Origin of the sequence: Methanosarcina vacuolata Z-761, assembly GCF_000969905.1 — an archaeon.
Classification (GTDB): domain Archaea; phylum Halobacteriota; class Methanosarcinia; order Methanosarcinales; family Methanosarcinaceae; genus Methanosarcina; species Methanosarcina vacuolata.
Genome location: NZ_CP009520.1, coordinates 4,178,371 through 4,191,183, shown reverse-complemented (window position 1 = coordinate 4,191,183; position 12,813 = coordinate 4,178,371). Strand labels below are relative to the sequence as shown.

Annotated in this window: 7 protein-coding genes, 1 tRNA gene, 1 other RNA gene and 1 pseudogene; 6 read left to right on the top strand and 4 right to left on the bottom strand. The window is 40.7% G+C overall.

Annotation, left to right across the window (positions count from 1 at the left end):
• The first annotated feature begins 558 nt into the window (after window positions 1–558).
• Window positions 559–1,818 (top strand): lysine 2,3-aminomutase, encoded by a 1,260-nt coding sequence (gene kamA / locus MSVAZ_RS17235; RefSeq protein ID WP_048122988.1) that lies wholly within the window; start codon window positions 559–561, stop codon window positions 1,816–1,818.
• 75 nt (window positions 1,819–1,893) lie between these two features.
• A complete protein-coding gene (gene ablB, locus MSVAZ_RS17230; RefSeq protein WP_084626188.1) occupies window positions 1,894–2,871 on the top strand; it encodes a putative beta-lysine N-acetyltransferase in 978 nt (325 codons plus the stop codon).
• Window positions 2,872–3,248: 377 nt separating this feature from the next.
• Here the strand turns inward: ablB and MSVAZ_RS17225 are convergent.
• Both MSVAZ_RS17225 and ffs read right to left on the bottom strand, forming a co-directional pair.
• Window positions 3,249–3,333: transfer RNA gene (locus MSVAZ_RS17225), tRNA-Ser, on the bottom strand.
• 145 nt (window positions 3,334–3,478) lie between these two features.
• Window positions 3,479–3,793: signal recognition particle sRNA (ffs, locus tag MSVAZ_RS19835), an RNA gene on the bottom strand.
• 441 nt (window positions 3,794–4,234) lie between these two features.
• On the opposite strand from ffs, the gene MSVAZ_RS17220 reads away from it, so the two are divergent.
• A complete protein-coding gene (locus MSVAZ_RS17220) occupies window positions 4,235–5,860 on the top strand; it encodes a methylamine methyltransferase corrinoid protein reductive activase (RefSeq protein WP_048122986.1) in 1,626 nt (541 codons plus the stop codon).
• 116 nt (window positions 5,861–5,976) lie between these two features.
• On the opposite strand, the pseudogene tnpC reads toward MSVAZ_RS17220, so the two are convergent.
• Together tnpC and purB are read right to left on the bottom strand one after the other, a co-directional pair.
• Window positions 5,977–7,408 (bottom strand): annotated as a pseudogene (gene tnpC, locus MSVAZ_RS17215) (IS66 family transposase).
• 262 nt (window positions 7,409–7,670) lie between these two features.
• Entirely contained in the window at window positions 7,671–9,017 is a 1,347-nt protein-coding gene (gene purB / locus MSVAZ_RS17205) for an adenylosuccinate lyase (protein ID WP_048122983.1), read from the bottom strand.
• A gap of 540 nt (window positions 9,018–9,557) precedes the next feature.
• Between purB and MSVAZ_RS17200 the strand changes: the two genes are divergently transcribed.
• From MSVAZ_RS17200 to MSVAZ_RS17190, 3 genes are all read left to right on the top strand, one after another.
• Window positions 9,558–9,707: a 50S ribosomal protein L40e gene (locus MSVAZ_RS17200; RefSeq protein ID WP_011305703.1), complete on the top strand. Its 150-nt coding sequence runs from the start codon at window positions 9,558–9,560 to the stop codon at window positions 9,705–9,707.
• Window positions 9,708–9,713: 6 nt separating this feature from the next.
• Window positions 9,714–10,457, top strand: coding sequence for a geranylgeranylglyceryl/heptaprenylglyceryl phosphate synthase (locus MSVAZ_RS17195; RefSeq protein WP_048122980.1), 744 nt, complete (start codon window positions 9,714–9,716; stop codon window positions 10,455–10,457).
• Window positions 10,458–10,940: 483 nt separating this feature from the next.
• A complete protein-coding gene (locus tag MSVAZ_RS17190; RefSeq protein ID WP_048122978.1) occupies window positions 10,941–12,695 on the top strand; it encodes an ABC transporter ATP-binding protein in 1,755 nt (584 codons plus the stop codon).
• Window positions 12,696–12,813 lie beyond the last annotated feature (118 nt).

Here is a 12,813-nt window from a genome sequence, read left to right as displayed (position 1 = left end):
ACATGAGATGTTTTAGGAAATTAAAGAATTATGCGGGATATATTTGCATAAACAAGACAAAAATAAGCATACGGGGATTTAAAAACTATTTTTAGTCTTCATAGCTTAAAACAAAGTCTATTAAAAAGTTAAAAACTTAATCTAGCCTTTATTCCTCTCTGAAGGTCCTGTTACTTTCCTGAAACTACTAAAAAAAGAATCAATTACTTTTCTGTTTCTTTATACATATATACCCTCTTTAAAAGAAGGAAAAAAGGAAATCCTATAAAATATGAATTTTTAAACGAAAATGAAACAATTAGAAAGTGTAAAATCAAAAAAAACCTTAAATAAAAAGATATCTTTAAGTTTTTTTTCGAGAAAAAAGGATTATTAAAACTCGATTACACAAAAAAGTATTTAATATATTTGTTTAATAGGAATATTAACAAATTCATGACATATTTCTCTAAATAAGCTGAAAAAAGAGGAATTTAATTTGTTAGAACAGAGTTCATTTTATTGTACTCTGAAAGTTTGTCCTACAATTTTTCTTTCAGCTTTCACTGAGGTTTAAATGTGAAATCTAAGATTATGAACTGTTTTAATGCATCTGATGAAGAATTTTCAGACTGGAACTGGCAGTACAGGCATAGAATTGAGACCGTAGAAGAACTTGAAAAATTGATTCAGTTATCAGATACTGAGAAAGAATATATTAAAAAAGCGCTTGAAGTTTTTCCCATGGCGATATCTCCTTATTATGCTTCTCTTATCGATCCGGAAGATCCCAACTGTCCCATCCGAATGCAGGCTGTACCCAGTTCAGCCGAACTTAAAAAATCCTCCTGGGAACTCGAAGATCCCCTATGTGAGGATAAGGATTCTCCTTCTGAAGAGAGCTGTATAACCCACAGATATCCTGACAGGGTGCTTTTCCTCATTTCAAACCGCTGTGGGATGTATTGCAGACACTGTACCCGCAAGCGAAGGGTTGGAAACCGAGAGTACGACTACCCTGAAACGGTAATTCGAGAAGGGATCGAGTATATCAGGGAACATTCTGAAATAAGGGATGTCCTGCTTTCGGGAGGAGATGCCCTGCTCGTTTCCGATGAAAGGCTAGACTGGCTCCTGGGGGAGCTCTTTGACATTCCTCATGTGGAAATAGTAAGGTTAGGTTCAAGGGTTCCTGTAACTCTCCCTCAGCGCATAACCCCTGAATTATGTGAAATTCTTGAAAAATATCCTTCAGTCTGGCTCAATACCCATTTTAATCATCCAAAAGAGATTACCCCGGAAGCTAAAAAGGCAATGAGAATGCTAGCAAAAGCCGGAGTTCCTCTTGGTAATCAGTCCGTACTCCTCAGGGGAGTTAATGACTGTCCGATGATAATTAAAAAACTTTGCCACGAACTCCTGAAGATAAAAACGAGACCTTATTACCTTTATCAGTGCGACCTTTCCTTTGGGCTGGAGCATTTCAGGACCTCAGTTGCGAGGGGAATAGAAATTATTGAGATGCTTAGAGGACATACATCGGGCCTTGCAGTTCCTACTTTTGTTGTTGACGCCCCTGGAGGAGGAGGAAAAATTCCTGTAGGTCCTAATTACCTGATCTCAAGCTCGGACACAGGAGTTGTCCTTAGAAATTACGAAGGGGTGATCTGTATGTACCCAGAACCTGAAGCTTATTCCTGGGAGTGCCAGCAATCCTGTTTGATCTGCGATAAGTATCCAGGGCTTAAAAGTGACACAGGCATTGCAAAACTATATGACGAAGAAAATGACATCATCGCTCTCGAGCCCGAAAGCCTCGAAAGAAAAAATCGTTTCTAAAGAAAAGAGTGAAGGAAATAAACCAGGAAAATCTCCTCAAGTAAAAAAACTTTAAAAACGTAAGGAGGAACAAATATGGAAAAAAACCTTCCCTTTATTCTTGAAATTAAAGAAGAACTGGCGGGATACTGGAAAAAGATAAATCTGGAGGTCGATGAATCAAAAGCTGAGCTTGTAATTGATTACTACAACAGCAGAATAAAAGTTATGAATCTTATCGGGATTTTTGAGAACATTTCAGGAATTCTCAAAATCGTTGCCAAAGTAGAAAAAATTGGGAAGATAATTGTATATGCGCCTCTGGAAAACATAAAAGAGCTTGAAACCTGTGGGTATGTAGAGGAAGGAACCATTAATGGGTACTATGCAGGAAAAGACTGCCATGTTTTCTCAAGTTACCCCGAAACTTCCAGAGGAGTTTCTCCTAATAAAGGGAAAGAAGACCGGATAATTGAAAACTGTCTCAGAAAAGTAATAATTGCCGGGAGAAAACTGAAAAAACCGGATGATCCCCAAAAAAATGAGAGCATAAGAAAACAAACAGAGAATATCGGGCTTCCAGAAGAGTACAGGCTCAAGTCTGCGGTCCAGGCTGATGCCTCAGCAATGGCAACTCTTTACAGGCAGGAGTTTAAGTTTTATCCCACTCCTTTGCACATGAAAAGTTATCTTCTAAAAACTATGGACTCTAATGTTCTCTATTTCCTTGCGGAAAAGCAAGGAACAATCTTGAGCCTTGCTTCGGCAGAAATGGATCCAACAAATAAGTGTGCCGAAATAACCGACTGTCTGACAATTCCTTCCGAGAGGGGAAAAGGATTGATAAAAGAGCTCATCAAAGCCCTGGAAATAGAACTTTCAAAAAGAGGTTTCAGGAGCTCTTATACTCTCTGTAGGGCTTTATCTCCAGGAATAAACGCAGCTTTTGCTTCTCTTGGCTATGCTTACACAGGTAGGCTAGTTAACAACTGCAAGATTGGAAATGGATTTGAAGACATGAACATCTGGTGCAAAATTCTTAAAAATAATAGGTCAAAACAAAGAATAAACTAAAGCAAAAAACTGAAAGACACAGGAAATTGGCAGGAGAAAAAGTCCATTCAGCCAAAAAATCTTATTTGGTTTTGTTTTCGAAATTCCATAGTGTTGAGTACTGTGATTAAAGAAGTTCTTGAGTGTTCTGCTCAATCCTGGTGGTAATTTCCTTTGAAGCTTGGGCTGTTACGTAATCTATATAGGCTTTTTGTGAACATCCAAAAACGAGACTCATAAAAAATTAAACTCATAAAAAACTAAATTCGTAAAAAACTAAATTCATAAAAAACTAAATTCATAAAAAACTAAATTCATAAAAAACTAAATTCATAAAAAACTAAATTCATAAAAAACTAAATTCATAAAAAACTAAACTCATAAAAAATTAAAAAGAACGACGAGAGGGGGACTCGAACCCCCGGGATGCAGAACATCACGGGATTAGCAATCCCGCGCCATACCGGGCTTGGCTATCTCGTCACAAAGGACTTCAAGAAGCGCGTCCCCTTAAACGCATTTTATGTATTTAATCTTTTCCAGGGAAAGGGTTTCACAGAAACTATTCAATAATAGTTATGCTATAAAACTGAATCACCTGATCTATTCTGAATCATTTTGTGTAAAGCGATGAGCACACCTCAGGTCGTTGAATCTTGGAGATACCAGGAGACTGGAACCTCTTCTCCACCCCGCAGCCCCGCAAGCGATAGTTGCCCACAGTAAGTCTGCTCCCTTCCGGGCCTCGACCGGTTTCTGCAGTTAGGGTATGAAGACCTGCTCTCCAGCAAACCCGCATACCTGCACCATCCCAGCAGGACGGGGCTTCTCCGTTGAGATTCCAGGCTGGAGTCTCTTCGACGCATCTTCCATTGGCTTCGTCCCCCGCGTATCGGCGATTTCGGGTTACAGGTAACGCCGGGCTACCCGGACTAGCTCATCAGCTATACAAAGTCACTTGTAATATATAAAGATATGCCATTCATATCCCTCCCGATGTCTGTTTTTCATTATGGGACGTGAATGTTCAATTGGCCTTAAAAGAAAAGAGCAATGAGAACGGGACTATTAAGTTAGACTATTTTTTAAACGGCTTAGAAAAGTATTAAGATAGATAGGAATTACGCACGTGAGGAACAAAATCAATTACAACAAAGATTGTAAATTAAAGTTATGTTTTAGGCAGTTGACTGTCTGATGCTGTTGATTCTTCAGTTCAACTGCGTAAGTCATAATAGATTCAGAGGGGCTTAAGATATGTATTAAGAAATAAATCACCCTATTTATTTATACGTTATTTTTCAAAATAATGTATAAATAAATCTGAAACAGCTATATAATACACCAAAGTACCGGTGAAATGGGGAGAATTTGGGGAATCTCTATGAGATGTGGAGTTGCAATTGACCTTGGAACAAGTGGGTATCGAGCTCAAAAAATCGATCTTGATACAGAAGAGATCCGAAGAACAGTGATAACTTTGAGGAATCCTCTTCCTGGAGCTAATGTGATGGATCATATGGATTTCGCAATTCACTATGGCCAGGATCTCGCACATGGACTTTCTATAAATGCAGTAAAGAACATATTCCAGGCTCTTGATGTGAAAAACGAAGAACTTGAAAGACTTTCAATATGTGGGAACCCAATTCAGCTATCTATCTTTCAGGGGATAAGCATTGAAGATCTGGCTTATGCAGGAGAGCGGAAGAAAAAGAAGTACAATATACAGGAGCAGGACAGAAGCGCGAGAATCGTACATAGCAGCGAAATTCCCGAGTTTGATGAGTATGACTGTGAGATCGTAGTTCCTCCTGCAATAAAACATGAAGTTGGGGCCGATGCCCTTGCTCTGATTATAAAATCCGGAATGCTCGACAGCGACGAAATTTCAATTGCCACGGACTACGGAACAAATGCAGAGATGGCCCTCAAAGTGAAGGATATTATTTATACGGGATCGGCAGCTGCTGGCCCTGCCCTTGAAGGACAGCAGATAAGGCATGGAAACCTTGCGTCTCCGTACGTTATATCAGATTTTGAATTCGAGAATGGGGGATTAAGGAACTACGTTCTGAGTGAAGAAATGAAACCAGTTCCCGGAGATGTAATAAATCCGGCAACCGGGGAAATCCTTGAGGAAGGTCAGATCAAAGCCAAAGGAATCACAGGTACTGGGGTCATAGCTCTGATAGAAAAAGGAATCGAACGTGGCCTTATAGAGCTCCCAAAGATTAACACTCCAGACGGGCTTATTCATCTGCAAAACCGGATGACTTTCTCTGAAAAAGACCTGAAGGAAGCCGGAAAAGCTATAGGCGCAATTCGTGCAGGGCATATTACTCTCTGTTCCACCGCAGGTATCGAAATGGCAGACATCGATGCGGCTTATATGGCAGGTGCTGCCGGTACATATATGGATGCGGCAAAAGCCCAGAAAATCGGTTTGATCCCGTACGCAACAGGAAAGATCTCCCAGCTTGGAAACACTTCACTTGCAGTAGCCCGTGAAATTTTGCTGTCGGAAAAGAGGTTATGGGAGCTGCAGGATATTGCAAGTCAGATAATAGGTACACATATAATGTTTGCGACTTCTCCGGAATTCCGGGACGTATATGTTCTTGAACTTGCATACTGGGAGGAAGGCATGCCCTTTAAAATGTTCAAGAAATATCTCAAAAAGAAAGAGCTTCCAGGTCTGGGAGACCCGATACAGAATCCCATTATTGATAAACGTGTGGAGAGAGATATTCCAGTTCTTGGAGAAGAAGGACTTCATGTACTTGAAAGAGTCGGAACCTACATGACGATGGTTGTCGATTGCCCCGAGTGCAAAAAGTGTATTAAAGTCTGCCCAACTGGCGCCATATCAATTGACGACGAAAACAGGGTTATGATAAGCACTGACCTCTGTGAAGGTGCCCATTGCCAGAAATGTATCCGAGCCTGCCCTCCGGAAAAATTTAACTGGGAAAATCTTGAGGTTTTCAAACAGAATCTGCAGGAATAAAATGGCTCAGGATCTCTGGTCAGGCGGCTTCTAAATCCTCAATGATATCTAAAAATATAGGGCAATAAGTAGCTTATGCAGATTTTCAAGGAAATTATAAGAAATAAAGTAACTATTCAGGGTATAGCTAGCGGCGCTCCTTTGAGCGCCGCGAGAATACCCTCTAAAACAGGTAAACCATTCTTTCTTATTGTGGAAATATATGCTCTAATTCTGCAGAAAGCTTCCGCTCCCCGTGTAGTTCTGAAAGTTCCTGATATTTTCTGCTGTAGTTTCATCATCCTGACATCTCTTTCTGCTTGATTATTCTCAAACGGAACTTTCAAGTCTTTCAGGAATCTCAGAATCTTTTCTTTATGTTCTATAAACCTATCAAGCAGATTCCTTGCTTTGGTTTTTGGATACATACCACGTTTTCCTTGTCTTTCAGGATTTAGAGAAGGTGGATTTTCTTCAATTCCTTTCGCGACTACAGTATCGAACCTTTTTTCTAATGCCTTAACTTGTTCAAAATCCAGATCTTTGACCTGCTCTTTGCACTCATCAGTATACTTTTTCATTTCAGATAACAGCTCATTCATATCTTTAGCCCATTGCTGTTTATAACTCTCCTCAATTCCAATAAGTTCTCTTTGGAGATGAGCATTGCAAAGAGCATGATCACAATTATAACCGTTGTAAGGTTTCCATCCATCATGAACTGCTACCCCTTTAAACTCTGGAAGAATTCCCATAGCATCAATAGCTTCTGATCCTCTTTTCGGATGAGCAAAATAACAAGTGTATTTGTCAGTAGAAGCTACATGAAGCCAATGTCTTTTTCCGTGAACTTTCATTCCAGTTTCATCACAATGGATAACAGGAGAAGAGAGTAACTTTTCTCGAATTACGTTTTCAAATTCTTCAAGGTTCTGGAAACATTCTCTTTCTGCTTCAATAATGGTAGCAGAACTGATTTTATCCCATTACATCATGAAACAATTCAGAAATCCTTTTATAAGGAATGAAATGGTGATTTTTAAAGTAAATTGCTGAAGCTACGATATTAGGACCATATTGAACTGGGGAATTTACTGATTCTGGAAATTCAGCTTTATTTAACCTTCCACAGCAAGGACAGATCTTAATCTGACTTTGATGTTCTGTAACAATAAGATTTACAGGGGGAATATCAAAAACCTGTCTTTTCTCATAAGCTTTAACTTCAACATTATTAAGATTATGTCCACATTCTTCGCAACAGTTCAAAGAATGCTCTATTACCTAATCAGGATTATCAACCATTTCGAGAGTTGTCCCGGGATGACCTTCTTGACCTCCAGGTTTCTTGCCACTCTGTTTACGGAGACTCTTTGGATTAGGTTTTCCTTTGGAAATATAGTCACTAGAAGGAGGTTTACTGCTGTTTCGGCTGTTTTGATTTAAGCGAAATTCTAAAACTTGCAATCTTTCAGTGAGGTCTTTAATTTGAGATTCAAGACTTATAATATAAGCAATAACTTCAGGGTTTGAAGCACACAAAGCAAGAATCTCTTCACGTTTCATCAAGGAAGAAAATGGTTCATTTTATATCCAATTTTTCCTCGGAACGAGGAAAAATTGTGTAGCCTTAACAAGGCTACCTGAATAGTTACGAAATAAAAAGAGATCACGCTGGCTAGAGAAAACAATATCGTTCACTTGTTTAAATAATTACAAAGTTAAAAAGGTTAGAGGAAACCTTAAAAAAGATTAGAGAAAACCTTAAAAAAGGTTAGAGGAAACCTTAAAAAGGTTAGAGAAAAAATTAAAAAAGGTTAGAAAAAGTACGTTAGAGGGAATAAGCCTCACGAAGTTTCGCGACAAGTACTTCAACCTGTTCCACTGCAGTTCCTATATATTTATCAGGATTTACCAGATTCTCTATGTCTGTAGCAGTCAAATATCTTGCAATATCAGGAGTTTCCAGAAGCACAGTTTTGAAGTGCTGTCCCGTATCGTGGGCTTTCATCGCTGCAGTCCGCACAAGCTCATGGGCTTCCTGCCTGCCTACTCCTCTTTTTGCAAGCTCAATCATTACGGCCTCTCCCATATTAAGGCCTCTTAGCAGTTCCAGATTCCTCCGGATATTTTCAGGATAGAATCTCAGGTGTTCAATTACGTTTATCCCTAGTTTGAGGATATGGTCTGTAAGCACACAGGCTTCAGGGAAAACTACCCGCTCGGAAGAAGAATTGGTCAGATCCCTTTCATCCCACAGGGTATTATTAAGGAGTTCGGGTTCAACCATGGCCCTTACAATTCTTGCAAGTCCGCATATCTGCTCGGACTTTATGGGATTGCGTTTATGGGGCATAGTAGATGAGCCGACCTGTTTTTTTCCAAAACTTTCCTCAATCTCGGCAATTTCACTGCGCTGGAGGGTCCTTATTTCTATACCTATCTTATCCAGAGTCGTGACCGTGTTTGCCATCCACATTACAAATTCAGCGTGCCTATCCCTCTGAATTATCTGGTTGGAAACATCAACAGCGCCAATTCCAAGGTGCTGCATTGTAAGTTTCTGGATAAGAATTCCGGCTTTTCCAAACGCAGCCTGGGTCCCTACTGCTCCTGTCATCTGCCCTACAGTTGCTCTTGGAGTGAGTTGATGGAGACGGTCCAGATGCCTTGAAATCTCCGAAGCCCATATGGCAAAACGCAGGCCGTATGTTGTCGGAACCCCTATCTGTCCGTGGGTTCTTCCGCAGCAGACCGTATTCTTGTGGGCTTCGGCCTTGTCAAGCAGAACTCCGAGAAAAGTTTTGAGTTTATCTTCCATAAGGTCGATTGCATCCTTAATCTGGAGAGCTGTTGCCGTATCTAGAATATCGTTTGAAGTTGCTCCGAAATGTACCCATTTTCCAGCATCATCTCTACACTGTTCAGAAATCGCAGTGACCACAGCCATCATGTCATGATGAATTTCGGCTTCAATTTCGTCAACCCTTTCAGCTTTTACGGAAGAGATACTTTCAGATATAATCTCAGCCGAATCTGCAGGGATCAAACCCATATCCGCTTCGGCGCGGGCAAGGGCCGCTTCGACTTGAAGGAGCTTATTAAGTCTATTTTTTTGGCTCCACACATGTTTCATTTCTGCTGTACCATACCGATAGTCTATAGGATGAATCAACACATAAATCACCATTTATAAGACAAAGAAATTAAATAGACCCTAAAAGGTTAAATTAAACATGGAGTTATACTTAAAACCTGAGGGTTTTAGCTTTAAATACCGATTTTAGCTTTAAATACCGATTTTAGCTTTAAATGCCGATTTTAGCTTTAAATATCGATTTCAGCTTTAAATATCGATTTTAACATTAAATACCGATTTTAGCTTTAAATACTGATTTTAGCATTAAATGCCGATTTTATCTGTAACTAATTATCATCGTTATATAATTTCAATGTTAACTTTGACACAGTCCAATGTCAACTTAATTACAGCTTCAGCCTGGTTAAGCCACAGGGCAGAGAATAAACAACGTAAGCAATAAATAAGCTTTGAGTTCGCAGAATAAGAAAAACGATGGTTATTCTAAAAATAAAAGAAAGGAAGCTTGCAAACTCAATAAAAGACGGGCTTTTTTGATGAAAAACGTTATATTCCTTAACATCCATTAAGCGGGCTATATACCTTATCAATATTGAAAAATAATAGCAGGTGACAAAAATGGGTCGTTTTCCAGAAGCAGAAGAAAGATTATTAAATAAAAAAATTTGCATGCGATGCAATGCAAGGAATGCAATAAGGGCAACCCGCTGCAGAAAATGCGGCTACAGTGCTCTTCGGGTAAAATCCAAGGAATCCAAGGGAGCATGATCTTTTTTGCAGGTGGAAGCACACCTTCAGAAAATCATTGATCAGGAAGGAAAAGTTCATCTTACCCTTATCGATCCCGCTTCCCAAACACCTGAACGAGCCGCTGAAATCGCCCTTGCAGCAGTCAAGGGGGGCACTGATGCCATTATGATAGGGGGCTCAACCGGAGCGTCGGGAACCCTGCTTGATGAAACCGTCATAAAGATAAAAGAAAAGGTAGATGTCCCAACCATTCTTTTCCCGGGAAGTTCAGCCGGGCTTAGCAGGTATGCAGATGCCGTATTTTTCATGAGTCTTCTGAACTCGAGAGATCTAGGGTATGTGATCACAAACCAGGTTCTGGGAGCTCCGCTTGTATACCAGAGTCAGATAGAACCTATCTCCATGGCATACCTCATAGTTGAACCCGGAGGGACTGTTGGTTGGGTAGGGGACGCAAAACTGATCCCCAGAAAGAAACCTGAACTTGCCGCAGTATATGCCCTTGCAGGCAAATACCTTGGCATGCATTATACCTACCTTGAAGCCGGGTCCGGAGCTGACAAGCCCATCAACCCTGAGATGATAGGAGCTGTCAAGCAAGTTCTAGGGGAAAACAAACTCATTGTTGGCGGTGGGATTAGAGACGCAGAGGCTGCAAAACTCTGTGCATTGGCAGGTGCGGATATGATAGTTACCGGCACCGTTCTTGAAGAAGTAAGGGATGTTACTGTAAAAGTGGCTGAGCTTGTATCAGCAATAAAAAGATGAACCCTGAAAAAATGATTCAGGATATGCTGCCTGCTTTTAAGTATAATAGAACTTATTTAAGACTTATAGAACTTATTTAAGATTATTAAATTATATATATGATTATTAAATCTTGTCTAAGATTATTTAAGACTTATTTAGTTCTACTACTCTTCTAAATTACTTCTTTTTTCAGGGTACTTTTCTTAGGAGCGCAGGTTTTAGCTCTAAGGTTTTAGCTTTAAATTGATGTGTGGTATGTCTCAGAAAGTTTTGAGTTTTCCTACTTAGTTTTTAAGACTGTTCGTGTTGAATTACAGCAGCCGATTGTAATAAATAGTTATAAGGTAATATTTGACTCCTATTTTAGTATAAATTATACTGGCGCAAAAGCATCCGAAAATTGCAGTGATAAAGATAAGTTATCACGCGCAATTGGCAGAATTGCAGAATATATTTCGGGTCAGGCATTAACTTACACGATTAACACTAAAAGGTATGATTATGCTCAGAGTTTCCAACCTGGTTAAAGATTATGAGGTACGTTCCGAAAAGATAAGAGTGCTGGACCATATCGACTTCACGGTGGAGGATGGAGAAATCCTTGGGATAACAGGTCGAAGCGGAAGCGGAAAGTCGACATTGTTGCGCATCGTCCGAGGAGTTGAGCCCTTTCAGGAGGGAACTGTGGAAGTAGATGGAGAAATTATAACGCCTGCTTCAGGGATTGAAGGGGAAAAATTTCTGAAGAGCGTAACCGCAATACACCTACAGCGAAACTTCGGGCTCTGGAACGGGCCTGCGATTGAAAATGTTATAAGAAAGCTGAACTACCTCCGAGTGGGGTATGAATCCCTTCCACGGAATGAATATCTCCCGCATAGTGTAGATACTGATTACGACGAGCTGTTTAAAGAAGCAATGGAGTATCTAAAACTGGTGGGCCTGGAGGATAAGGCGCTTCATTCCACCAATCTTCTGAGCGGGGGAGAAAAACAGAGAGTTGTAATGGCAAGGCAGCTTGCCGCAAAGCCGAGACTCCTTCTTCTCGATGAACCTGTTACAATGACCGGGCCGGATACAAAGCAGGAAGTTCTTGATGTAATAAAAAGCCTGAAAAAGAAGTTGAACATCCCAATTATAGTAGTTTCTCACCTTCCGGAAATTCACGCTTATCTTGCCGACAGGTTGATTTTCCTTGAAAACGGGAAAATTGCAGCCGAAGGAGAACCTTCTCTGGTACTTAAAAATTTCCTCAGGGATATGAAGCCAAAGGAAAAGCTTGTGGAACCCGAGAAGAAAGAGGTCTGCATTAAAGTTAAGGACATTTCAAAACGTTATTCCATCATCAGGATGGGAGAAGTCCTGAATATCAAAGATTTTTCTCTCGATGTTTACAGAGGAGAAATTCTGGCTTTTATCGGGTCCTCGGGAGCTGGAAAAACAACCCTTATGAAACTCATGGAAGGGCTTGTAAAGCAAAAGAGTGGAACCGTCGAATATCTCTGCAGTGGAGACTGGGTAGATGTCACCAGGTATAGCGAAAAACGCATGGAACTCCGCAGGATCATGAGTATTATGAACCAGGAATTCTCTATGTCTGTGAATTCCACGGTAAGGGAACAGATTCGGTTCAGGTTAAGCATGAAAAAGCAAGGTGCAATTGAACACGCAAGGAGGAAAGCCAGGGAAATAGGGCTGTCGGATGAGACCCTTGATACTATATACCGCCTGCCTGACATGCCAGAAGAAGAGAAAGAAACCGCTCTGCGGGAACTCAATCTGAATGACACAATCTATTTTGACCTCTTCCCGACGATCCCGATAACTGATGTTGATACCTATGCAAGGCCGGTATTCGAAGCCCTTGACCTGCCAATGGAAATTCTTGACAAAACTCCTTACCAGATCAGCGGGGGCGAGCATGTCAGGGCTTTCATCGCCTTAAGCCTTGCAACCTCTCCCGAATATCTTATGCTTGATGAACCCTTCGGAGACCTTGACCCTGTAACTCTCAGGGATGTCACAAACTCTTTAAAAAGAATCAACGAACGCTTTGGCACGACCATTGTGCTTGTAAGCCATCACATGGACTTTGTTCGGGAAGTTGCTCACAGGACTATATTGATTGATAACGGAGCCCTTGCAATGGATGGAGATCCGGCAGAAGTCTGTCAGGAACTGATCAACAGGAGCAATGCCCCTTACATGGAACACAGTCTGGAAGACCTTGTGGAAGGCAGTTTGGAGACTAAGTAATAAATAACCAGAAAGAACAGCCAGAAGGCTTTTTTAGCAACCGTTGACCCGCAACCGTTGCGCCGGTTGATCACGCCGATAGGGTTTGGGGATAAGTTCATCAAACCCAAATATTGGC

Coding starts and splice junctions, on each gene's coding strand:
- ablB (WP_084626188.1), top strand. CDS start 1,894: ATGGAAAAAAACCTTCCCTTTATTCTTGAAATTAAAGAAGAACTGGCG.
- MSVAZ_RS17220 (WP_048122986.1), top strand. CDS start 4,235: ATGAGATGTGGAGTTGCAATTGACCTTGGAACAAGTGGGTATCGAGCT.
- MSVAZ_RS17200 (WP_011305703.1), top strand. CDS start 9,558: ATGGGTCGTTTTCCAGAAGCAGAAGAAAGATTATTAAATAAAAAAATT.
- MSVAZ_RS17190 (WP_048122978.1), top strand. CDS start 10,941: ATGCTCAGAGTTTCCAACCTGGTTAAAGATTATGAGGTACGTTCCGAA.